Annotated in this window: 25 protein-coding genes; 2 read left to right on the forward strand and 23 right to left on the reverse strand. The window is 36.9% G+C overall.

The genetic code is table 11. The annotated features are described in order from the left end of the window. Nucleotides 1-16: 16 nt before the first annotated feature. Entirely contained in the window at nt 17-904 is an 888-nt protein-coding gene (locus tag PQQ29_RS14050; protein WP_003764405.1) for an ATP-binding cassette domain-containing protein, read from the reverse strand. A 163-nt stretch (nt 905-1,067) separates the two neighbouring features. On the opposite strand from PQQ29_RS14050, the gene gshAB reads away from it, so the two are divergent. Next, entirely contained in the window at nt 1,068-3,398 is a 2,331-nt protein-coding gene (gene gshAB / locus PQQ29_RS14055; RefSeq protein WP_010991443.1) for a bifunctional glutamate--cysteine ligase GshA/glutathione synthetase GshB, read from the forward strand. Nucleotides 3,399-3,440: 42 nt separating this feature from the next. Here gshAB and PQQ29_RS14060 read toward each other — a convergent pair whose 3' ends face one another. The 3 genes from PQQ29_RS14060 to PQQ29_RS14070 are packed head-to-tail and all read right to left on the reverse strand — an operon-like array spanning nt 3,441 to nt 6,407. Continuing rightward, the gene (locus PQQ29_RS14060; protein WP_045552755.1) at nt 3,441-3,626 is read right to left on the reverse strand and encodes a bacteriocin-like WGxF protein; all 186 of its coding nucleotides are present in this window, start codon (nt 3,624-3,626) and stop codon (nt 3,441-3,443) included. Next, a complete protein-coding gene (locus PQQ29_RS14065) occupies nt 3,623-4,246 on the reverse strand; it encodes an ATP-binding cassette domain-containing protein (protein ID WP_010991444.1) in 624 nt (207 codons plus the stop codon). The genes PQQ29_RS14060 and PQQ29_RS14065 overlap by 4 nt, the downstream gene beginning before the upstream one ends. Next, nucleotides 4,239-6,407: a DUF1430 domain-containing protein gene (locus PQQ29_RS14070; protein ID WP_187983812.1), complete on the reverse strand. Its 2,169-nt coding sequence runs from the start codon at nt 6,405-6,407 to the stop codon at nt 4,239-4,241. Before PQQ29_RS14070 ends, PQQ29_RS14065 begins: the two co-directional genes overlap by 8 nt. A gap of 514 nt (nt 6,408-6,921) precedes the next feature. Here PQQ29_RS14070 and PQQ29_RS14075 point away from each other — a divergent pair. Beyond that, nucleotides 6,922-8,112 carry a multidrug effflux MFS transporter gene (locus PQQ29_RS14075; protein ID WP_187983811.1) on the forward strand — a complete coding sequence of 397 codons (1,191 nt, stop codon included), beginning with the start codon at nt 6,922-6,924 and terminating at the stop codon, nt 8,110-8,112. A 133-nt stretch (nt 8,113-8,245) separates the two neighbouring features. On the opposite strand, the gene PQQ29_RS14080 is transcribed toward PQQ29_RS14075, so the two are convergent. The 19 genes from PQQ29_RS14080 to PQQ29_RS14170 all read right to left on the reverse strand — a co-directional run bounded on the left by PQQ29_RS14080 (nt 8,246) and on the right by PQQ29_RS14170 (nt 24,193). After that, complete coding sequence (locus PQQ29_RS14080) at nt 8,246-8,755, reverse strand: hypothetical protein (RefSeq protein WP_010991447.1); 510 nt, start codon at nt 8,753-8,755, stop codon at nt 8,246-8,248. Between the two features lie 218 nt (nt 8,756-8,973). Then, complete coding sequence (locus PQQ29_RS14085) at nt 8,974-9,453, reverse strand: SMI1/KNR4 family protein (protein WP_245394442.1); 480 nt, start codon at nt 9,451-9,453, stop codon at nt 8,974-8,976. A gap of 174 nt (nt 9,454-9,627) precedes the next feature. Next, complete coding sequence (gene ychF / locus PQQ29_RS14090) at nt 9,628-10,728, reverse strand: redox-regulated ATPase YchF (protein ID WP_003722138.1); 1,101 nt, start codon at nt 10,726-10,728, stop codon at nt 9,628-9,630. A gap of 148 nt (nt 10,729-10,876) precedes the next feature. Further along, a complete protein-coding gene (locus tag PQQ29_RS14095; protein ID WP_010991449.1) occupies nt 10,877-12,343 on the reverse strand; it encodes a catalase in 1,467 nt (488 codons plus the stop codon). A gap of 148 nt (nt 12,344-12,491) precedes the next feature. Beyond that, nucleotides 12,492-12,695 carry a DUF951 domain-containing protein gene (locus tag PQQ29_RS14100; protein ID WP_077904843.1) on the reverse strand — a complete coding sequence of 68 codons (204 nt, stop codon included), beginning with the start codon at nt 12,693-12,695 and terminating at the stop codon, nt 12,492-12,494. 6 nt (nt 12,696-12,701) lie between these two features. Then, on the reverse strand, nt 12,702-13,553 hold the full coding sequence (locus PQQ29_RS14105) for a ParB/RepB/Spo0J family partition protein (protein ID WP_003772782.1): 852 nt from the start codon (nt 13,551-13,553) through the stop codon (nt 12,702-12,704). Further along, nucleotides 13,546-14,307: a ParA family protein gene (locus tag PQQ29_RS14110; RefSeq protein WP_003722150.1), complete on the reverse strand. Its 762-nt coding sequence runs from the start codon at nt 14,305-14,307 to the stop codon at nt 13,546-13,548. Before PQQ29_RS14110 ends, PQQ29_RS14105 begins: the two co-directional genes overlap by 8 nt. Nucleotides 14,308-14,531: 224 nt before the next feature. Next, nucleotides 14,532-15,290 (reverse strand): helix-turn-helix domain-containing protein, encoded by a 759-nt coding sequence (locus tag PQQ29_RS14115; RefSeq protein WP_010991450.1) that lies wholly within the window; start codon nt 15,288-15,290, stop codon nt 14,532-14,534. 165 nt (nt 15,291-15,455) lie between these two features. Beyond that, the gene (locus PQQ29_RS14120) at nt 15,456-15,755 is read right to left on the reverse strand and encodes a hypothetical protein (protein WP_003725338.1); all 300 of its coding nucleotides are present in this window, start codon (nt 15,753-15,755) and stop codon (nt 15,456-15,458) included. Between the two features lie 11 nt (nt 15,756-15,766). Then, nucleotides 15,767-16,621, reverse strand: coding sequence for a nucleoid occlusion protein (noc, locus tag PQQ29_RS14125; protein ID WP_003772776.1), 855 nt, complete (start codon nt 16,619-16,621; stop codon nt 15,767-15,769). A 180-nt stretch (nt 16,622-16,801) separates the two neighbouring features. Further along, nucleotides 16,802-17,608, reverse strand: coding sequence for a MurR/RpiR family transcriptional regulator (locus PQQ29_RS14130; protein ID WP_003772775.1), 807 nt, complete (start codon nt 17,606-17,608; stop codon nt 16,802-16,804). Further along, nucleotides 17,592-18,497, reverse strand: coding sequence for an ROK family protein (locus PQQ29_RS14135; protein WP_187983809.1), 906 nt, complete (start codon nt 18,495-18,497; stop codon nt 17,592-17,594). The genes PQQ29_RS14130 and PQQ29_RS14135 overlap by 17 nt, the downstream gene beginning before the upstream one ends. Nucleotides 18,498-18,521: 24 nt before the next feature. Then, on the reverse strand, nt 18,522-18,968 hold the full coding sequence (locus tag PQQ29_RS14140) for a PTS sugar transporter subunit IIA (protein ID WP_003764438.1): 447 nt from the start codon (nt 18,966-18,968) through the stop codon (nt 18,522-18,524). 12 nt (nt 18,969-18,980) lie between these two features. Further along, nucleotides 18,981-19,637, reverse strand: a complete 657-nt coding sequence (locus PQQ29_RS14145; RefSeq protein ID WP_010991454.1) for an HAD family hydrolase — start codon at nt 19,635-19,637, stop codon at nt 18,981-18,983. 62 nt (nt 19,638-19,699) lie between these two features. After that, nucleotides 19,700-21,106 carry a PTS mannitol transporter subunit IIBC gene (locus PQQ29_RS14150; protein ID WP_010991455.1) on the reverse strand — a complete coding sequence of 469 codons (1,407 nt, stop codon included), beginning with the start codon at nt 21,104-21,106 and terminating at the stop codon, nt 19,700-19,702. A gap of 33 nt (nt 21,107-21,139) precedes the next feature. After that, on the reverse strand, nt 21,140-22,141 hold the full coding sequence (locus tag PQQ29_RS14155) for a Gfo/Idh/MocA family protein (protein ID WP_033838374.1): 1,002 nt from the start codon (nt 22,139-22,141) through the stop codon (nt 21,140-21,142). Between the two features lie 19 nt (nt 22,142-22,160). Continuing rightward, on the reverse strand, nt 22,161-22,856 hold the full coding sequence (locus PQQ29_RS14160; protein WP_010991457.1) for an N-acetylmannosamine-6-phosphate 2-epimerase: 696 nt from the start codon (nt 22,854-22,856) through the stop codon (nt 22,161-22,163). A gap of 201 nt (nt 22,857-23,057) precedes the next feature. Further along, the gene (gene rsmG / locus PQQ29_RS14165) at nt 23,058-23,774 is read right to left on the reverse strand and encodes a 16S rRNA (guanine(527)-N(7))-methyltransferase RsmG (RefSeq protein WP_003772767.1); all 717 of its coding nucleotides are present in this window, start codon (nt 23,772-23,774) and stop codon (nt 23,058-23,060) included. 152 nt (nt 23,775-23,926) lie between these two features. Continuing rightward, nucleotides 23,927-24,193, reverse strand: a complete 267-nt coding sequence (locus PQQ29_RS14170) for a hypothetical protein (protein ID WP_003764445.1) — start codon at nt 24,191-24,193, stop codon at nt 23,927-23,929. Nucleotide 24,194 lies beyond the last annotated feature (1 nt).

Raw genomic sequence — 24,194 nt, forward strand, 5'->3', positions numbered from 1 at the left:
CCTCATTTATATGTCTTTAAATCTCGTAATAATCAATCTTGTCATTCGCTAAATGCACCGTAAAAATATCCTCTATAGAAATAGCCATTTCTTCAAATAAAACTGGTTCCTCTAGTCGCAATTTCCGAACAAATTCACTGGCATTTTTTGTAACTAAAAGCGTGTAAATTCTCCCATTTCGATATAATAATTGCGCATTGTTTTTTACGAAATCAGGTATTTTCTTTGTTTTAAAAGCTACTTGGATTTTCACTGCATCATTTCGCATGTCATCTAAATAATAATCAAGCTCCAAATGAGCCCCTTTTAAAACAATGACCCGATTGGCAATAGCTTCTAGTTCATCCAAACGGTGAGAAGCAATTACCACGCTCATTTCGCGCTTTTTCACCGTGTCTTTTATAATCGCTAAAATTTGCTTTTTAATAATAATATCTAGCCCATCCATAGGTTCATCTAGTAATAAATAACGAACATCTAAAGAAAAAGCTAAAATAATGAAAAATAAAGCTTTTCGTCCTTTCGAAAAAGACATTAATTTCGCCTTCATTGGTAATTCGAATTGTCGCATTAAATCATTGAAAAAAGTTTCATCAAAAGTCGGATAAATTTTCCGATAAATCTTGACGACGGTTTGTACACTATATGTATTAAAGTGATTCATATTGTCTTCCAAGAAAAACAACTGCTGCTTGACTTCAGGATGTTCAAAAATACTTTTCCCGTCTAAAAAAACATCTCCCTCATCAGGCAAATAAATTCCCGTCATTGTGGAAAAAAGCGTCGTTTTCCCAACACCATTTCTTCCTATAAGTGCTGTTATCTCTCCTGCTTTCAAACCAAATGAAATATCCTTCAAAACCAAGTTGTCTTCCATCTTTTTAGTTAAGTTCCGAATCTCCATTTTTTCACCTCTTGCACTCATTATATAAGTTCAGTAGTATTTTTTCTACATTTTTTAAAATTTTCTGCACTATTGTAAATCACAAATCAATTATTATACTAATTTCACATATTGCGGTAAAATATCTCTATATGAACTTATTTAAAACCCCTGAGGTGAAAACATGATAAAACTTGATATGACGATGCTCGATTCTTTTAAAGAAAACGAAGCTCTCCGGAAATACTTATTTTCTGGTCATTTTGGTTTGGAAAAAGAGAATATACGCGTAACTTCTGATGGAAAATTGGCTCTTACGCCTCATCCAGCAATTTTTGGCCCAAAAGAAGATAACCCATATATTAAAACCGATTTTTCGGAAAGCCAAATTGAAATGATTACGCCAGTGACCGACTCGATTGACGCTGTATATGAATGGCTTGAAAATCTTCATAATATCGTTTCACTACGCGCAGAAAACGAACTGCTTTGGCCTTCTAGCAATCCGCCAATTTTACCAGCAGAAGAAGATATTCCCATTGCAGAATACAAAACGCCCGACAGCCCTGATAGAAAATATCGCGAGCACTTGGCTAAAGGCTACGGTAAGAAAATCCAATTATTATCCGGAATTCACTATAATTTCTCTTTTCCTGAAGCGCTAATTGACGGGCTTTATGCCGAAATCAGCCATCCTAACGAATCTAAACGCGACTTTAAAAATCGCTTATATTTAAAAGTAGCTAAATATTTCATGAAAAATCGTTGGTTGCTTATTTATTTAACTGGCGCGAGTCCAGTTTATCTCGCTGATTTTACAAAAACAAACAGCGAAGAAGTACTGAACGATGGTAGCAAAGCGCTTCATCGCGGGATTTCCCTTCGCAATAGTAATGCCGGCTATAAAAACAAAGAATCGCTTTTCGTCGATTACAATTCATTTGACGCTTATATTTCGAGTATTTCCAACTACATTGAAGCTGGTAAAATCGAAAGTATGCGCGAATTTTATAATCCAATCCGTTTAAAAAATGCCCATACTGATCAAACTGTTGAAAGTTTAGCTAAGCATGGTGTGGAATATCTAGAAATTCGCTCGATTGACTTAAATCCACTTGAACCAAACGGAATTTCCAAAGATGAACTTATTTTTATCCACCTATTTTTAATTAAAGGTTTGCTTTCGGAAGATCGTGAGCTATGCGCGAACAACCAACAACTAGCCGACGAAAACGAAAATAATATCGCGTTAAACGGCCTTGCACAGCCCGCAATTAAAAACTGTGATAACGAGGAAATGTCCCTTGCTGATGCAGGACTTTTAGAATTAGACAAAATGAGCGACTTCATCCAAAGTCTAATTCCTAACGACAACCATTTCCAAGCAATCATTGAAAAACAAAAAGAACGCCTGCTACACCCTGAAAAAACGATTGCTGCACAAGTACAAGCACAATCAGCTAAAGAAGGTTACGTCGAATTCCATTTAAACCAAGCAAAAACTTATATGGAAGAAACAGAGGCGCTGGCTTATAAACTCGTTGGCGCAGAAGACATGGAACTTTCCACACAAATCATTTGGAAAGACGCCATCGCGCGCGGTATCAAAGTTGACGTATTAGACCGGGCCGAAAACTTCCTTCGCTTCCAAAAAGGCGACCATGTGGAGTATGTGAAACAAGCCAGCAAAACTTCTAAAGACAACTATGTATCTGTGTTAATGATGGAAAATAAAGTTGTCACCAAGCTTGTACTAGCAGAGCACGGCATTCGCGTACCATTTGGCGATAGTTTTAGCGATCAAGCGCTTGCACTTGAAGCTTTCTCTTTATTTGAAGATAAGCAAATCGTCGTTAAACCAAAATCTACCAACTATGGTTGGGGTATCAGCATTTTCAAAAACAAATTTACGCTAGAAGATTACCAAGAAGCTTTAAATATCGCATTCAGTTACGATAGCTCCGTCATTATCGAGGAGTTCATTCCTGGCGACGAGTTCCGTTTCTTAGTCATTAACGACAAAGTTGAGGCTGTTTTAAAACGCGTACCAGCTAACGTAACTGGCGACGGAATCCATACAGTGCGCCAACTGGTTGAAGAAAAAAACACCGATCCATTGCGCGGAACGGACCATTTAAAACCACTTGAAAAAATCCGTACTGGTCCTGAAGAAACTCTCATGCTATCCATGCAAAATCTTTCTTGGGATAGTATTCCTAAAGCAGAAGAAATCATCTACCTTCGCGAAAACTCCAATGTCAGCACAGGTGGCGACAGCATTGACTATACCGAAGAAATGGATGACTACTTCAAAGAAATAGCTATTCGCGCCACCCAAGTCCTTGATGCCAAAATTTGCGGCGTAGACATAATTGTTCCACGTGAAACAATTGACCGCGATAAGCACGCTATCATCGAGCTAAACTTCAATCCAGCGATGCACATGCACTGCTTCCCTTATCAAGGTGAGAAGAAAAAAATTGGTGATAAGATTTTAGATTTCTTGTTTGAATAAAAAAATCCCAGCTACTAGTTTAGTAGCTGGGATTTTTGTTATTTAAGCCCTAGATAACAGCAGCCTATTCGTAATTAAATTCAAAATAAAATAAATTAATACAAAGGAGCCCCAATAGATAAACAAGTTTTCATATCCAAGCAATAAAACTCTAAAGAAAACTTTATGAATAAGTACCACTAAGAGTATTAAAAGGCTATTTACTAAAGAAATACCGATAATTTTCATCTTATTTCTCCCTTCTCAATATAAATGACCCGATCTGCTTTTCCTGATATTTCCGGGTCATGCGTGACACAAACGATAGTCTTACCTTGCTTTTTCAAGGCTAGAAATAATTCAATGATTTTTTGTTTGTTTTTATCATCTAAATTGCCAGTTGGTTCGTCCGCAAGTAAAAGTTGAAATGGTTTGAGTAAAATGCGCACAATAGCAATCCGTTGTTTTTCTCCACCACTTAATTGGTATACTTTTTTTGCTAAATAGCTCTCATCCATTCCTACTTCTTCCAAATGCTCTATCATCAGCTTGCGATTTTCCCCACCTGTAATGGATAAGTTTTCTAACACTGTTTCATTTTCCATCAATAGATAATTTTGGAATATAAAACCTAACACCTCTTTTTTTAGAGTCATAACCTCTTTTTTCGTCTGATATTCCATCTCGTTAATAATAACTTGCCCACTATCTTTTGAATCTAGGTGTCCGATAACATTTAGCAGCGTTGTCTTCCCACTACCACTCTCGCCGACGACTGCAATAAATTCGCCAGCTCCAATAGAAAGAGAGACTTTTTCCAAAATCAATTTATCTTGTATCTTTTTACTGACATTAACTAATTCAATCATATTTTTCACCTTTTAGTATGGCTTTAAAATCTTTATTAATTACTTTTTCCTTTAAAAAGTAAATAACACATAGCTCTATGAGGAGAATAACTACACTAAAATATAAAGCAATTGGTTCTTTAGTAATAATGAAAGTAACGACTCCCGAAAAAGCACACACGGCCAAATTACTTATAATAAACCATTTACTACTTTTCCAAAACGAATATCCAAATACATGGTAAATAAGTTGTTTATATAAGTTCTCCCGGTAATATGATAATACAAGCAATATCATAAAAGAATAGGAGCTTATCGCTAAAATAATCGTACCTATCGATTGCTGATAAATTTGCCATTTTAAAGCAGTTAATTCGCTTGATACTTCTTGATAAACACTCGTTACATTGGTAATTTCTCTTGCATTTGAATTATTAATAAGTGGCAAAATAGCATTAAACGCATCACCCTTCGTTTTATCAACAAAATATACAGAAGAAGTTACACGAGCGCCAATACTAGATGAATCAATGTTCCCTGTATAGATAATCGCTATTGGATCTGTGATGTTCCCCGTTCGTAAATCCCCCGCACTACTATCATAGGAAAAATAGTCTTGGTTATTTTGAGCATAAATAATATTGATACTTAAGTCGTCCTTACTTAGCTCTAAAACAGGACGATTCAAAGCCTCATTATACATATTAGCCACCTCTACCTTTTGAAAATAGAAGTGATCAAGATAAGCTTTTTTTATGTCTTTCTCGAATTCCTTCTTGCTCGTAGGAACTATAATATTCAAAACTTTATCATTGATTATTGCTTCATTTTCTACGTTCTGCCCTTGTGCACTTTTAATCGGGTTTAATTTTAAGTAATTAAAATCAACCTCTACGCTATTCCCTTCAGGCGAATTTATTTCAGAGATCTTATTCAAATAGGTTTCATATAAAAAAGTATCATTTTCAACCCGCGTAAAATTTTTCGAATACATTAAAAACATCTCTTTTTTAGCTGTTCCTTCTTTATAAAAAGCATTTAACTTATCGTTTAATTTTCTATCAGCTTTTAAATCGTCTTCAATATTCTCGGGTAAAACTCCTACATTTACTTTAAAAATGTTCTTTGCATCATTCCACACGTCCATATTAGCTAGTCTTGTATTTAACATCTGCAGCGATTGATAGGAAGCTATAATCGTACCAATAAATACACAAAGCAGAGCAAATTTAATAACTAAATTGATAGCCAAATGTTGTTTTGCCGACTGCATATGTTGGTCAGACTTTGGTTGATCGATTTTCTGTATTCTAAGTAATCCAAAGAAATACGTCGGAAACAGAATAAAAATCAACAAAAGCACATTAAACAAAAGCAACTTCGATACTATTTCTACTGAGTATGCGGATAGCCCTCTTACTAAAACTATGCCAACAAAAACCACCAAAATCACTAACTCACTAAACAATGTAAATTTAATAGTTTTATTGAACAAAGACTTTAATGTAACTAACTTAGAATTCCCCCATATACGATTAACAAATAACCGCTGTTTGGAGTATCTTAAATAGTAATATGTAAAAATAAATAAAATGACAAAACACAAAAGCAAAGTCATAAGTAACGGGATATTAATATATTTCCACCAGCTCACGTCAACACTTTTCGTAGTTATTTCCCCGTACTGTTCAAATTCCTTTAAAAAAGCCTGATACGTATCCTGGTTATCTAAACCACTTACATAAAAAGTATCACTTAGACCCACATTTTTAATTTGTCCAAAGTCATAAACCTTTAAAACCCAATACTTAGAAGGATGATAAATCACACCCGATTGTTTTTCATCGCCACTTTCCCGATTCGCCAAAAAACGGTTTTTATCGGGATAATCTCCTTTTTTAAGCTTTATATTTGGCGAATATTGGGAATTAGAGGCATAGATATTCAAATCACGTTCATCTAAAAATGTATACTGAGCTATGTTGATATTGTTTGCTTCTGAAAATTGCTTTATAGAATTATTAACTGCTAAAACCTGAACATCCTCTTTATATTTAATCTGCACTTCTGCCTGCCCTTTAAAAAGAAAATCATGCGACAAAGTATTAGTAATAAAATTTAAAAACATTACATTACCAATGACAAGTGTTACTAAAATAATAGTGGAAAGAAACTTTTTCATCACATCATCCTTATCTTAATTCTATTCTTTTAATGTATCATGAATGGACAATGTATAACCAAAATGGTAATGAAATGCCTTATTATCATCATTAATAGCTTAAATCAAAACAATTTATTATTATTCCTGCTCAGATTGTGTAAAAAAGCAGTAGAAATTTAATAGATTTTTTTCGAATTAGCTCATTATTCATTTTTCTAATCATCGTAAAACCAATTAGTCACAAAAGATTCGATTTAAGCGCATTTTCATAAGAATTTAATTTAAATTTTTAACATAAACACTCAAATTTCGGTAATTTCAATGCATATTTATCCAAACTATCAACTACCCCTTTATCTTTCCGCCTATATATACTACAATAAACTTTAACGAAAAAACGGAACCATCTCCGTTTAAAATAGAAAGGGGTGACTGCATGCTTTTTTATGAGCGAATAAAAATCATGGTCCCACCATTTCCCTGTGAAGGATGTTTTTTTCCCAGATAAATAAATTATTCAGGAGAGTTTTTTATGGAAAAAAACATCGAAACAAAGAAAATCAATTTGGCATTACTTGTTTGTCTTGTAGGGTTTCCACAAATTAGTGAAACTATTTATACACCTTCTTTAACCGAAATTGCTAAGGGCTACGGGATATCGTTAAACCTGGCTCAGATGACTTTAAGCATTTACTTTCTTGCTTTTGCAGTTGGCGTGTTCTTTTGGGGTGTTAGTTCGGATTATTTAGGACGACGCAAAGCAATGAATTATGGGATATTCATCTATCTTCTTGGTTGCTTCGTTTGCCTTCTTTCAAATAATATTACTATGCTTTTTATTGGCCGATTTGTTCAAGCATTCGGGGCGAGTACGGGTTCTGTTACAACACAGACGATTTTGCGCGACAACTACCACGGCAATGATCGCCACCATTTATTTGCAAAAATCTCAGCCGCTTTGGCATTTTCACCAGCAATTGGGCCATTAATTGGTGGGTTTATCGGACAATATTACGGCTTTCGCGTGGTATTTTTATTTTTAGTAGTTATGGGAATGGTATTGCTGTTCTGGAGCTTAAAACGACTACCAGAAACAAAGACAGCGAACGCTACCTCCTTTAGTGTGCAGAAAATGGTAGTAATTGGTAAAAAAATGATATTTGACCGCTATACAATTGCTTTTGGGGTGCTAATTGGCATTTTTAATGGGATATTGTTTAGTTACTACTCTGAAGCTCCCACTATTTTTATTGAGAGGTTTCATTTTAATCAGAGTCAGTATGGCTTTATGGGTTGCGCAGTGGCCGTTTCAACTATATTAGGTGCTTGGCTATCGAACTGGCGCCTAAAGCAAAACTCGCCTCATAAAATCATCAAAGAAGGAATTTTATTAGCCCTTATCGGCACACTTGCTCTTAGTATGGTCGCGATTTTCCCGCTAACGAGCCAAGTTGTATTTTATATTCTATTCATCTCTATTATCTTGGCAGGAATCGGCATGGCTTTACCAAATTGTTTAAGCTTAGCGCTAGTGAAATTCCAAGAAGTTGCAGGTACGGCTGGTGCCTTTTTAAGCTTAGGTTATTATGTAATTGTCAGTATTTGTACTTTCTTCATTGGCGTTTTGCATTCGGGATCAATGCTTGTATTTCCCGCATTTTGCCTAGTACTACTTCTAATTGCCTTGTTTTGTATAAAAATTGCTACTAGAAATACTCGCTAACAAAAAACCGGCACCGTTTCTATCTTGAAGCGGTGCCGGTTTTATTTTAAATGTCATCCCAATTTAAAAATACTATATATTTCCCGGGGAATCAAAGAAGTATTAAACTCCTAAAAGTCTAATACTTCTTTGATTATGCTAATTCTCCATCCATGCTTTCCATTTGAGCAAGGAAGGCTTTTTGCCATTTCTTTTCGTTAAGAAATTCAATTGGAAACTGCGGATCGATTGTATTTAGGATTTTAGCCCATGCATCTGTACGTAATGATGATGTTTGGCGGATCGCTATTACAAACATTATTATTGTTCCGGCAATTAGAAACAGAACTAAAAAAATACCTACAATGATTGTAGCTGGGAAATTTTGATTTATTGCAAAAAAGTACGTTAGATAGCCTAAAATAAATGCTACTACAAAGAAACTACCGATAAAAGCAAAAGTCTTTTTACGGCTACCTCTATATGTAGAAATACCTAGAGCTTTTTCCAGCAAAGCCATTTGACGAACTGGATTATTTTTCTTCGCAACTTGAATACCATATCTATCAATTAGTAAATGCGCTGCTGTTCTTTCCTCTTTGTTATTCTTTGGCATAATGACAAGAAGAACAATTAAAAATGCTATAACCATTAATTGTATCAAAATAACACTCCTATAATAAAAATTTATAGTTAATTATAGCATTATTAAGCTCTTGGCAAATTGTATATTTTGTGAATTAATTATCGCGAGGAGCTCTATAGAAGTAAATAAACTCTTGACAAAGCAACTTTATACTGTAATTGTTTCACATGAAACATTTAGTTCTTAATTTTAGCATCACTAAAGTAACCTACCGTTTCATTCGCAAATTGACACTCTTACCCCAAATCAGTTAAAGATAGTTCTATTTCTTCCAGTAAAAATTCGCCAAAACTATTAGCAACAACTTTCTTTTCTGTATTGTCTTTGAATGATAAGTTAGTTTCAACTATTACAGGCTCGCCCTCACTCCCAATAATTGAAGTGTCTATCGAGAAAATCGAACCATATCCTGAATTTTTTATCATAATCATCTCTTTATTTATATCCCCAAATGTACGCGCCTGCTCTGTTTCAAATTTGACGTCTGGTATGGAAGCTGCACTCAAGCCTCGTTTAGAGATACCATAAAAAGATACACCATTAAAAGTTAACGTCCCATATTTTTCTAAAAAAAGCTTATATGTCTCTGGAAATTCGTTCCCTAAAGCATCTTGGTAAATTTTAATTAATTCAGGTGTTCCAGTACCACTAGCATGAAAGGTTATTCCACTTAAAGTTATTAACCGATCTACTTCCTCAAGAAAACTACTAGCCATCATATACACTCCTAAACGAACTTTTATTGTTTTAAGATACTTTTATTATATCACTCTAGGTGTTTATAAAGCTTGTAGAATTCGCGAAAAATATTACAAGAATCGCACTATTTCTATAAAAAAACAATCTTTTGACGCATCTGCTCATCAAAAGATTGTTTCACGTGAAACATATTAAACGTTAAAGCGGAAATGAACGACATCTCCATCTTTCATTTCGTATTCTTTACCTTCTAAGCGTACTTTACCAGCTTCTTTTGCTGCCTGTTCTGAACCATATTCAAGTAATGCATCATAGGCAACAACTTCAGCACGAATGAATCCACGTTCGAAATCAGTATGGATGATTCCGGCACATTGTGGAGCTTTCATTCCTTTGATGAAAGTCCAAGCACGAACTTCTTGAACACCTGCTGTGAAGTAAGTCGCTAAGCCAAGTAAAGTATACGCGGAACGAATCAATTGGTCTAAGCCTGATTCTTCAATTCCAAGCGCTTCTAAAAACTCAAGCTTGTCTTCATCTTCTAACTCAGCAATTTCTTCTTCAGCACGAGCACAAACAACGATAACTTCGGAGTTTTCACTCGCAGCGAATTCACGCACTTGTTGGACATATTTGTTATCGTCCGGGCTAGAAACGTCTTCTTCACTTACGTTAGCTACATATAAAACAGGCTTTCTTGTAAGCAAGAAAAGGTTACGAACGATTTTTTCTTCTTCTTCGTTAAATTCAATTGCACGAGCTGGCTTGTCATTTTCGAAAGCCTCGCGTAATTTAACTAAAACATTATATTCAGCAACTGCATCTTTATCTTTTTGTTTAGAAAGCTTCTCAACACGCCCAATACGCTTCTCTACTGTTTCTAAATCCGCTAAGATAAGTTCTAAGTTAATAGTAGAAATATCATCTAGAGGGTCTACTCGGCCTTCTACGTGGGTGATGTTTTCGTCATCAAAACAACGAGTTACGTGGCAAATTGCATCCACTTGGCGAATATGAGATAAGAATTTGTTTCCAAGTCCTTCGCCTTTACTAGCACCTTTTACAATTCCAGCTATGTCTGTAAATTCAAAAGTAGTTGGAACGGTTTTTTTCGGTTTTACAAGTTCCGTTAGTTTGTTTAATCTGTGGTCAGGAACTTCAACAATTCCTACGTTCGGGTCAATCGTTGCAAACGGATAATTCGCAGCCTCTGCTCCTGCTTTTGTGATTGCATTAAAAAGTGTCGATTTCCCAACATTAGGAAGCCCGACAATACCAGCTGTAAGTGCCATTATATATAAACTCCTTTTCATTAACTTCATTTTGAAAATGCCCGTCAAATAGACATTTTTTCACTAACGTATATTATAAAGGTTTTTCAAATAAAAAGCCACCCACCAAAAAACGAAAACCCTAAAAGGATTTTCGTTTTAAGCTTACTTATTTTAAATCTGCTACATGTTCCTCAAGATTAATACCAGTCCCATCAGCCACTCGATTAGCGAATTCTGGTTCTATTTGGTAGAAGTTTCGCAAATTGCGGATTTTAATATCATCGCGAACGCCAGACCAATCATCAACAATATTTTTCACAAGCGCCGCACGTTCAGCATCGGAATAGCGATCCCATACTTCTTTTGCATGACCAAAGTTATTTGGTTTTTCAGCAATAAGTCGGCCAGAAATATCCCCACGAATTTCTTGTTCTTGTTCAATAAAAGCTGGATTTTCTTTTGGTTCAGTCTCGTAACTATTTGGCTCGTAATTAATTGAACTCGTTTGTTGTTTAAACGGCATATAGCCATCACGTTGGTTGTTGGCAACAGGTGCTTTCGGGCTGTTAATTGGCAGTTGCAAGTAGTTAGGACCTACGCGGTGTCTTTGAGTATCGGAATAAGAGAACAATCTCCCTTGAAGTAAACGGTCCTCAGAAGGAAGCATTCCGCGTACAAGTACACCTGGATTAAACCCAACAGATTCAGTCTCTGCAAAAATATTATCCGGATTTCGATTAAGTGTCATTGTCCCTACATGTTCATATGGGAAAACGTCTTCGAACCAATCTTTTGTTGCATCTAATGGGTTAAAATCAAAGCTGTCTAAGTCTTTCGGATCTAGCACTTGCACATATAAATCCCATTCAGGGTAGTCCCCATTTTCAATTGCTTCATACAAATCACGGCTCGCATGGTTAAATTCTTTTGCTTGAATTTGCGCAGCCTGCTCGGTGGAAAGGTTCACAATTCCTGCTTTTGGTACCCAGCGTAGTTTTACGTAAACAGTTTTCCCCTCTTCATTAATCCATTTAAACGCATGAACACTAGAGCCACGGATTTCGCGATAAGAAGCCGGAGTTCCTTCATCACTAAATAAATACATAATCATAGTTGTAGCTTCAGGACTCAAGCTAAAGAAATCCCAGTAGCGGTTACCATCTTGAATATTCGTGCGTGGATCAGGTTTCAGAGAATGAATAACATCCGGAAACTTAATCGCATCACGAATGAAGAATACCGGCAAGTTATTTCCGACAAAGTCATAATTTCCTTCTTCAGTATAAAACTTAACAGAGAATCCACGCGGATCACGCAAAGTTTCTGGTGAATGCTGACCATGAATTACCGTTGAAAAACGAGCAAAAACCTCTGTTTCTGTCCCTTCTTCTTGTAAAAAATTAGCGATAGTATATTTTTTCATGCTTTTTTTAGTAACAAATTTCCCGTGCGCACCAGCACCTCGAGCATGCACAACTCGCTCCGGTACACGTTCTCTATCAAAATGCGCTAATTTCTCAATTAGAACATAATCTTCTAATAAAGTTGGTCCTTTAAGTCCCGCAGTCATCGAATTTTGGTTATCGCCAACTGGCGTGCCTTGGTTCGTTGTTAAATTTTTTCTCTCTGTCATATGTAAATACCTCCAATAAAATACTATATCATTTTAATTATAATAATTATTAAATGATACTATTTATATTTTAAAGAAGAAAATACTAAACTTCAACTAAAAGGCTTTAAAAAAAGAGCAGACGACTGTATAAATCGTCTGCTCTCTATTACTCTTCAGCCTTAACTAAAATTTTCTTTACTTTTCGTTCAAATTCACGTCGAGGAATCATGACGCTATGTCCGCAACCTTCGCACTTAATCCGAATATCCATACCCATACGAATAATCTTAAATCGATTGGTACCACAAGGATGAGGCTTTTTCATTTCTACTATATCATTTAAATCGAAATGCTTTTTTTCCATAAACATCACAACCTATTCATCATCAAACTGAATATCTAAAATCTCTAAAATACGATCCAAATCATCATCTGATAAAAATTCAATTTCAATTTTACCTTTTTTATCACGACGTTTAATCGAGACAGCCGTACCAAATTTATCACGTAATTGACTTTCACTTTCACGAATAAAAATAGGCACTCTGGCAGGCTTAATTGTTTCACGTGAAACATTTTCGTTCAAGTTGTTCACAACATCTTCCAGTTGGCGAACTGTTAAACCTTGAGTCGCAGCCTTTTTAGCTGTTGGGATAATATTTTTCTTAAGTTTCAAACCTAGCAACACTCGGCCATGTCCGGCTGACAATGAGCCGTCGCGTAACATTACTTGAACTTCTTCAGGCAAGGTCAAAAGACGTACAAAGTTAGCAATATATGGTCTACTTTTCCCAACGCGTTCTGCTAATTTGGCTTGCGTTAAGCCCAATTTTTTCATAAGGAACTGATATGATTCAGCTTCTTCAAGTGGAGATAAATCTTCACGTTGTAAGTTTTCAATGACGGAAAGCTCCATCATCTCTTCTTCTGTTAAATCACGTACAACTGCTGGGATTTCTTTTAGTTTAGCTTCTTTTGCTGCACGGAATCTACGTTCACCTACAACAATTTCATATCCTTTTTCAGCATTTCTTAAAATAATTGGCTGTAAAACACCGTGGATTTTAATGGAATCACGTAATTCATTGATTGCTTTCGTATCAAAAATTTTACGTGGTTGATATGGATTTGGCTTAATTTCTTTGATAGCGATATTTTGTACTGTTTCTTCATTCGTATCGACATTGTTAAATAGCGCATTAATTCCTTTACCTAGACCTTTAGCCATGTGCAACCACTTCCTTTGCTAATTCTAAATAAACTTCTGCCCCTTTTGATTTTGCATCGTACAACAAAATCGGTTTTCCGTGGCTAGGTGCTTCACTTAAACGAACATTACGTGGAATGATTGTATTAAACACTTTGTTTTGGAAGTATTTTTTCACTTCTTCTATTACTTGAATACCTAGATTTGTTCTAGCATCAAGCATTGTTAGTAAAACACCTTCAATTTGTAAATCTTCATTAAGATGCTTTTGGACGATTCTTATTGTATTTAGTAACTGGCTTAAACCTTCTAACGCGTAATACTCACATTGAACAGGAATTAAAACAGAATCTGCGGCTGTTAAAGCATTTAAAGTCAAAAGCCCAAGTGATGGCGGACAATCAATAATTACATAGTCATAATCATCACGAATTGAGTCGATTGCTTTTTTCAATCTAATTTCACGTGAGATAGCTGGAACTAGCTCTACTTCAGCCCCTGCAAGTTGAATTGTAGCTGGGATAACATTTAGATTATCTAAATCTGTTTTTTGTAACACATCTTGAATCGCCACATCATCAACCAATACATCATAAATGCAGTGTTCGATTTCACCTTTATTTACACCAACACCACTTGACGCATTTCCTTGTGGGTCAATATCTACTAGTAATACTTTTTTACCTAAAAAAGCTAGGCTAGAGCTTAAATTAACGGATGATGTCGTTTTACCAACCCCACCTTTTTGGTTTGCTAGTGCAATCACTTTGCTCAATCTTTTTCACCAACCCTTATTTTGTACCGAGATTTCCGGTTCTTTTATCTTCTATTCTACCAAAAGATTTTCATTTAGTCTTACAAAAAGTAAAAATAAATTGAAATTCGTATTTTGAAAGCTTAAAAATGGTGAAAATGATATTTTTAAAACCTAGAAATGTTTCACGTGAAACATTTTAAAATAAAAAAAGCAACCAACCTAAGCTGATTACTTTTCTATCTTCAATCTACAGAGAATGTTGTCTTAACACCTAGAACCGTGCAGACTTTTTGATACATTCTAAGAGTTAAATCTGGGTCCCCTGCTTCTAAACGACCAATAATAACAGGAGATAAATCTGATTTAAGCGCCAAATCTAGTTGCGACCATTTCTTCTCCATTCGCTTAGAGAAAATATATTTACCTAGGCTTGCTGAAAAACTATCTAAGTAATGAGCAATGCCTTCATTTGCTAAAGCTTGATTTTTTAGTGTTTCGAATTGATAGTCTGGGTGACCAATACTTGTTTCTGCTTCGATACGACGTAAGAATACGCGTTTGACTTCTTCGCGGTAAGCGCTCATTTGATCAGTGAACGGGTTTTTATCTTTAAAATAGCCTTTAACGAAGCAATAATATGTTTCATCTCCACTAAATGCAGTGAAGTAAATTAATCGACAATTTTTATCTTTAAAATGTGCTTTCATCTCTTGAATCGGTTGGTCTACAGTTGTTTCCACTCGAGTTGTTTGCAGTGAGTAAGCTTGACTTTTACCGATAATTAAATGGACATCGGGGAGAATTTGCTTACCAGTGCTAAGTTTTCTTGTTTCTGCTGTTTCTAGTTGTAACAGGCCTTGAAATACTAAAGTGGCCATTAGTGGTTCTTCCACAATTAAATTTTGTAAGAAATCATACGCTTGGAACTCATTTTGTTCGTCTTTCACAAAAATGATCTTTGCCATTCGTTTCGTGATTCCACCCAGAGTTGAGTGAATCACTCCCTCCTTTACAACTTTACCTAATTCTATTGTACTTTTTTCTGCTCAAAATTGCACTTATTTTCTCTAATTTTTGTAAAACCGTAAGAAAGTTTATATTCCACTCAAATCGAGTTGTTTTAAATTTAAAAAGAAAAACCCTGCTTTAGTAAGCAAGGTTCGTAACTATTTTTTCGCTTCTTTCGCGATTTGGTACCAACTGTAAATCTTCACTATCGCAAAGAAAGTATAGCCAAACGCGATGAGGTATGCCCCGTAATTAATTAATAGAATGTTGAAGCCACTTCCCCAACCAGACTCTTCTGCTACGGCTACTGCTCGGGCATAGGGGCTGGTGAAAAAGTAGGTAATATATAGTGGATTAAAACTTAAAATAGCACTTGTAATCGCTATTACGAAAGATGGAAGTACCATCAAACAACTAATGACACCAACTGCATGTCCAATTATCTTCAAAAACCTCACTGCTACACCTCTTATTTCTTTTTAGGAATTTGAATGGTAATTTGATAAAAATCATCTGTCTCTTCTTCGGTGAAATCTAGGTCCATTCCGTTATCTTTAACCATTGTGACCGACTGTTTAATCGTATTCATCGCGATACGTACGTCACGACTAATAGCTTGGCGTTTTGGTTTGGTTTTTTTAGTAGCTACTGATTTTTTCACGCCTAAAATCTCTTGAATTCTTGCTTCGGTTTGTTTGACGTTCCAGTGATTTTCTTCTATTTCTTGTAAAAGGCTCACTTGCTGTTCTTCCGTTTCTAAAGCTAATAAAGAACGAGCATGGCGCTCTGAAATTTGTTTGTTAAGAACGGCTTCTTGGACAGTTTCTGGTAGTTTTAGAAGACGCATTTTGTTTGCGATGGCAGACTGGCTTTTCCCGACACGTTGCGCAAGGGCTTCTTGTGTCACGTCCTGCATGTCTAGCAAGCTCCGATATGCTTTTGCTTCCTCAATGGGCGTTAATTCTTCACGTTGCAAGTTTTCAATTAACGCTATCGCAGCTACTTCTTCATCATCTAAATTTTGAATAATTGCTGGGATTTTTTCCAATTTCAAAGAAAGTACAGCACGAAAACGGCGCTCTCCTGCAATAATTTCATAATAATCCGGCTCCATTTCTCTAACCACTATCGGCTGAATAACACCGTGAATTCGGATAGTGCGAGCAAGCTCATCAATTTTATCTTGATCAAATACTGTCCGTGGTTGGAATTGGTTCGGGAATATTTTATCCATAGGAAGTTCTAGTACGCGTTGTACTCCTTCTTCTACTATATCATCCATTTGATTCTTATCTTTTTTTCCAAATAAACGTGAAAAAGGCATCTGGGTCCTTCCTTTCCGGAAAATCTTGGGCGCTTCTTTAAATATGTTACTTATCCGCAAGTCTCTTAAACTATTTTAGCAGAAATGTCAGAGAAAAACACGCTTATTCTACAGTTTAAATGCGAAAAAATAGACAGAGCTGCTAAAATTCCCCAGTTCCATCTATTTTCCTAATTTATCTTAATGAAATTCGTCCGTTACCGTATTGATAGTTTTTTCCATATTTTCTCGGTAAGATTCATTTTGTAGTAGCATCATGGAAATAATGTCCATCACATACATTATCGAAAACTGGCTGTTGGCAAAATATCTTTTACTTACGAATAAAGTATTGTAAACCGGGATGGTTACGTCACTGATTTCGGTCATTTCACTATTTTCAAAACTGGTAAATGTAGCTACTTTACTTTTGTTTTTCTTAGCGATTTTTAGCGCGGTGACTAGCTCTGGGGTATTACCTGAATTGGAAATACCGATTACGAAATCTTCTTTTGTTGTGATCGAGCTGGTGATAATCATCATATGCGGATCGTTGACACTAATAACATTTAACCCCATCCGAATAAGTCGCTGTGACATCTCAACAGCCGTGAGCCCCGAACTTCCGACGCCGCAAATATAGACTCGTTTGGCTTCTTGAATATACTGCACCACTTCACGAATCTTCGCTGGTTCAATCAGCTTCACCGTATTATCAATCACTTTATGGTAAAACGAATAAACCTCTTCAAAAAGGTCATCATAACCAAGTGACGGAACCATAGTTGCTGCAGTATTAACCCGCATTTTCAAATCCACAAAACTATCACAACGCACGTGCCGACAAAATCTCGTTATCGTCGAAATGGATGTGCCGGTTTCTTCAGCTAGCTCTTTAATATTAATATTCTTGAGTTCATCACTTTTTTCTAAAATATATTTCGCGATTTGCTTTTCTTTATTCGGTAATCGATTGTAATTTTGCTGAATTTCATTTAAAATCGTCATCTTTTTTGGCCTCTTTCTGGTTTAAGAAATGATAGAGCGCACCAATCATCCCTGCTTCATTTCCCAACTTTGCAAAAGTAAGATCTGCTGTATCGAACATTGGTGAGATTAATTTAGCTGAAATAGCTTTTTTTAGGCGAGGTTTGAAGAACGACTCTTCTTCCATTAATCCCCCACCAAGCACAATCACTTCTGGGTTTAAAATATAGATTAAGTTTACTACACCTTCGACTAAATTCTCAATCCATTGCTCTATTTCGGTCAGCACAACCGCATCTCCGCTATAAGCCCATTCCATGATTTGACGGCCATTTAACGCATTTTCCTCGATATTTTTTCGCGAGGCAACTTGTTTAATTAATGCTTTTGTTGAAGCCACATCTTGGAATTTTCCTTGCGAAAGCTGCATATAACCCACTTCACACGCTGTAAAAGAGTAGCCATTTATTAGTTCATCATTTAAAAGCATTGCTCCACCGATACCAGTACCAATTGTCAAACAGAGCACGCTCGTTCGTCCCCGTGCTCCGCCTAACCAAAACTCGCCAAGACAGGCTGCATTTACGTCATTTTCTACTGCGCACGGAAGGTTAAATCGGTGCTCTAATTCTGCTTTTATTTCTGTCCCTGTGTATTCGGGAATTGTATAGCCCGCATAAATGATATTGCCGTTCAGAGGATCTACAACACCCGCTGAAGCAACACAGACGCCCGCTATGCCCGTTTTTTCCTGTTCGACAATCTGAATAAGCGCCGGCATGATTTGATTCGCTCCGTCGCTTATAGGGGTCGCACAAGACATAAGCTCACCTATCCGCTTGCCTGCTTGGTTAAACTTGGCATATTTAATACTAGTTCCGCCAATATCAACACAAAGATAATTTTCCATTTCTTCACCTCTTTAGTGAAATTATTATCCTTCTTTTGTTAACTCCTCGTAAAATGCCTGCTCTGAGTTCGCTGCAATCAAACGAGCTACTTTTTCCTCGTCCATGAGTACTTCAGCAAGCTCCGACAATACTTCTAAATGGCTTTCTGAATCTGTTGCCGCGAGCGTAATAATTAGTTTCACTGGGTCGAACATTTCACTCCCAAAATCCACGCCGTCAGCAAGTGTTGCGAAGGTTAAACCGCCGCGAATGACGCCAAATTCTGGTCGCGTATGTGCTAGGGCGATATGTTTAGCAATCACTATATATGGTCCATTATTTTCTACACTTTGAATCATTCCGTCGATATAGCTTTCTTTGATGGCACCTCGCTCTAGTAGAAGTCTCGCAGATGTTTGGATGGCTTCACGCCAATCTTTTGCTTTTAAATTTACCTCAATATCTTCCAAAGTTACTCGGTCTAATAACATGCTCGTGCCCCCTTATTTATTATACTTAGCTATTATTTCTGTTAAATCTACATCCGCCAGCGACTCTCGTTCCATATAATTCGGTGTTAAATCGCTATGTTTCGTTACTTCATTTGGGATGACAAGAACATTTACACCCGCACTATTCCCCGCCAAAAGACCATTGCGCGAGTCTTCTACGATAAGCGCCTCCGAAGGCTTAACATTAAGCGCTCTCAAAGCTTCTAAAAACAAATCCGGTTCCGGCTTGATTCGCGTAACATCCTCCGCCGTAATAATCGCATCAAAATATTCGAGTAAACCTAGTCGTTCCAAATGATAGAGCGGTTTTGGTCGCTGCGATGATGTCGCAAGCGCTAACTTTAAGCCGCGCTCTTTTAATTCACGAATAAAACTTTCCACGCCTTCTTTGGCTGGTAAGCTTTTACTATTTTCAATGAAAGTTGCTTGTGTTTCTGCTTCGAATGCTTGGCGATTAATATCCATTTGCTGCGTCTCATTTAATTCACGGAATAAATCGTCCACATTAGATCCGACGCACTGTAAAAATTCCTCAATAGAAAGATCATAATGTTGTTTTGTTTTAAACCAATCTTTAAAAATTTCGTACCAAACTACTTCTGTATCAATAACAATTCCATCAAAATCCATTACAACTGCTTTTAACATCATCTTCCTCCTACCCACTTTACTATTCAAAGCGCTCCTAAAAAGAAGCGCTTACAAATAAGTTAATTCTTTTGTTCTCGGTCTGCAACTATTTTATCTATTAGTTCTTGGTATTCTGGCGCGCCGAGGTAATCCGTTATTTCCACATAATACGCATCTGGTTGTTTTTCTTTGGCTCGGTCGATAAGGGATTTATGCGTCACGACCACATCGCATTCGGTCGGCAATTCGTGGATGGCGATATGGAACACTTTAATATCGTCTAAGCCAGCGTTTTTGATTTTTTTCTGCAGCACGGTCGCGCCCATCGCACTGGATCCAAGCCCAGCATCACAAGCATAAGCGATTCTTTTAACATTTTTAAAATTAAAATCATCTACTGGAGCTTCGAAAACAGAGGAAATGCTACTTTTTTTGCCTTTAAGACCTTCCATTTTCTTCGCCGCGTCTTGTAGCTCTGAATCTTTGTTCCCCATGCGTTTAATAAATGGTATGGCGGTAATGAATGTAACAAGCGCCGCACATAGTACCGCGATAATGATTTTAATATGATCGCCGGGTGCTGCCATCATCATGATTGTGATAATACTACCAGGAGAGGCCACACCAACAAGTCCCGCATTTGTCATTGTTAAAATAAATGTTCCTGTCATACCACCAAGAATTAGCGGTAAAATAAGAATTGGATTCATTAAAACGAACGGGAAGTAAATTTCGTGAATACCACCAAATAGGTGAATAACACTTGCCCCGTAGGAAGATGCTTTTGAGTTTCCTTTTCCAAAGAACATATAACCGAGTAAAATTCCAAGACCTGGTCCAGGATTTGATTCTAGTAAGTAAAGCACCGATTTTCCTGTTTCGGCGAGTTGCAAGGTTGCTAGCGGACTAAGAATACCTTGACCGATCGCATTGTTTAAGAATAAGACTTTAGCTGGCTCAATAATTAAAGCCGTTAGTGGGAGCAAATGATTGTTAATTAACACATCCACGCCACTTGCTAATACTTTTGTTACAGTTTCAACCATCGGAGCAATTGCCACATAAGAAAATAGCGCTAATCCCGCTCCAATAATCCCAATCGAAAAGTTATTAACTAATAGTTCAAAGCCAGCTGGAATTTTTCCATCAATACGTTCATCAAATTTTTTAAGTACCCAAGCAGCAAGCGGACCCATTATCATTGCGCCGATAAACATAGTTATATCCGAACTAATAATTGCTCCCATTGTTGCAACGGTACCAATAACTCCTCCTCGGTAACCGTGAACCGCTCGACCTCCAGCAAAGGCAATAAGCAGTGGTAACAAGTAATTAAGCATTGGTGCAATAAAGCCTTTTAACATTTCAGAGCCTGTTGCGACCCCAATCGCCGTTAAAATCCCCCAAGCCATAAAAGCTCCCAAATTCGGAATGACCATACCACTTAGCTTACTCCCAAACTTCTGTACATGTACCCGAATAGACATATTTCCCCCTCCAATCATATGTGTGGCGCTATTTTATAGTGATACTTCTTTTCCTTCAGCAATGGAACGTTCAATCGCATCTACTACTCGTAAGGAATCATACGCTTCTTTTGGTGTAATGATTGATTTTGTGTTATTCGCAACGTTATTAATAAATGCCATTACCTCCTCAGCTAAATCGCCGGAAACTTCTCCATTTGTGTAATACCAGTGTCTTGAATCCGGATAAGATACCCCTTTTTCACTAACAAAGCGAACGCCGTGATCACAAGAGTCTACATATGCCACACCTTTCGTTCCGACTAATTCAAGTTTGTCGTCAATGATGGTTGGCGAATTTTCTGGCAACACCCAGCAAGCTTCAAGACAAGCAATTGCGCCATTTTCGTACGTAACAATGGCATAAATAACATCATTCATGCCATATTCTTTAAGTAAAACACTGCGGCTTTTGGCGATAACTTTGACTGGCTCGCTATCCATGTACCAGTTAATATAATCAATATCGTGAATCATTACGTGCATACTTAAATCAGAAGCACCTATGTAACGCTTTGGCCCAGTAATTGGGCTGTTACGACGACAATAAAGATGAATAATATCGCCTAATTCGCCGTTATCGAGGCGCTGTTTAATCATATTGAAACGAGGATCAAATCTGAGTAAAAATCCAACTGTAAATACTTTATCGTAGTCTTTTGTCAGTTCATACATTGCTTTGCCGTCTTCTAGTTCTTTTGCAAGTGGTTTTTCAAGTAAAATATGTTTTTTGTGTTTTACAGCTTCCTCCACACAATCACGGTGCATATTATCAGGTAAAACAATGCTCACAGCTTCAATCTCAGTATTTGCTAGGAGTTCGTGGTAGTCTTTATATGCTTTACACTGAAATTTTTCTGCCATTTCTGCGCGTCTTTCATCGTTAAACTCACAAATTGCCACTAACTCAACTTGCGGAAGTTTTTGATAAATTTCTGCATGATACTGCCCCATTTGTCCAACACCAATTACGCCAACTTTGATTTGCTTTGTCATGTCACTTACCTCTTTCTTCTTAGATTTTTTTAATTTCATTTGTAAAGCGGGTGGTTATTTCCTGTGGCCGAGTTACTGCGCCGCCAACAACAACGGCATAACAACCTAACGTAAGAACTTGTCGTGCTTTACTAGGCGAATCGATTTTCCCTTCTGCAATTACTGGGCGCTTCGTACTTTTCAATACTTCTTTCATATGGGAAAAATCGTGGTCGCTGATATTTTTATTCGCCGTTTCCTCGGTATAGCCGTAAAGTGTCGTGCCAATTAAGTCAAAGCCAAGGGAATCAGCGTAATAAACGTCTTCAATACTGCCTGTGTCTGCCATGAAAAGCGTGTTTGGAAACTCTTTTCGAATGGCGCTTAGTATGTCTTTGAGGTCTTCGTTATGTGGTCTTTTTCTCGTTGTTGCATCCATCGCAACAATTTCTACTCCCGTTTCACATATTTCTCTGACTTCTTTTAAGGTTGGTGTGATAAATACGTCGGAATCATCGTAATCTTTTTTGTAAATACCGATAATTGGGACGTCCACCTCGCTTTGAATTGCCCGAATATCTTTTGCGGTATTTGCTCGGATACCAACAGCACCACCTTGAACTGCGGCCAGAGCCATTTTCGACATAATAAATGCACTATGAAGTGGTTCGTCTTCTAAAGCTTGGCAGGAAACCACTAACCCACCTTTGATTTTTTCCATAACAGAATTGCCCACTGATACTCCTCCTCTATACTGTGTTTCAGTGTAAAGTATGCGTTTTCAAACAGACTATATCATAAGAAAATGATTTTATCAATATCGATTAAATGAAAATGATTTTCATATTTGGGTGTGGTTGCTTATGGAAACTAGCTTTAAAAAATGACGTTGCTGTTAAAAATAAAAAGTCCTTTCGTTTGAAAGGACTTTGTTAGTTTATTCGATTGGTAATTTGTTGGGTGTTCCGGGTTTGCGCGGATATTTATTAGGGGTTTCTTTTGTTTTAGTGATGACGTAGATGTTTCGTTCGCTTTCTTCTACTGGTAATGCGAAAGCGAAATGTTCCTCGACTTTTCCGCCGAATAGTTTGATGGCTTTTTCGGCTGTTTGCAGCTCTTGTTCGGCTTGGGCTGCTTTCATTACTAGGAATGAACCGCCTTTTTTTACAAGTGGCATGCAAAGTTCGGATAATACGCTCATTCTTGCTACGGCACGTGCGGTTACAAGGTCGTATTTTTCGCGGTGCGCTTTGTTTTGGCCAAATGTTTCGGCGCGGTCATGGTAGAAATGCACATCGGTTAGGCCTAATTTTTCTGCTAGCGCGTCAAGGAAAGTCATGCGTTTTTTCAAGGAGTCTACGATGCTTACTTTTAGATGCGGGAAGCAGATTTTAATTGGGAGACTTGGAAAACCAGCGCCAGCCCCGACATCACAAATAGTATCGAATTTAGTAAAGTCTACATAAAACGCGGCAGAAATAGAATCGTAAAAGTGCTTTAAATACACTTCTTTTTCGTCGGTAATAGCTGTTAAATTCATTTTTTCATTCCAGTCTACTAACATTTCGAAGTAATCATGGAATTGTTTCATTTGGTCGTCGCTTAGTTCTATTCCTTTTTCAGCGAGCGCCATTTGGAATTGCTCTGGATTCATATTTTTTCCTCACTTTATTTTCGCGATTTTTGCCGTGTTTAGGATGGTAGACGGGTTTGGTTTATACTTTTAAACAGGCTTGTACCGTATATTTTAGCTCATTATTTTCAAGTATAAGTACTTTCGTTCTTTTTAGCAAGTTCGTATTACGTTTAACAATTATCAAACTTGTTGGCATTCTCTTTAAAACTTTTTTTGGCTTGATTTACCCATTTTCCTTTTGCTGTGGTGGAAAGTCCATCTATGTAACCCTGACAATTGCTTTTGATATCGGCTATTTTGTCCCGCTTGATCATTTTTAACATTCGTTTGCGATTTTCTGATGTTGCATGAGTTTGACTCGCCACAAACATCCCAATAAGATTTTTTTCTAGATTTCTGCGTGACTCTAATAATTCTGCTTTTAGTTTATCTATCATG

It is taken from the genome of Listeria innocua (assembly GCF_028596125.1).
Taxonomy (GTDB): domain Bacteria; phylum Bacillota; class Bacilli; order Lactobacillales; family Listeriaceae; genus Listeria; species Listeria innocua.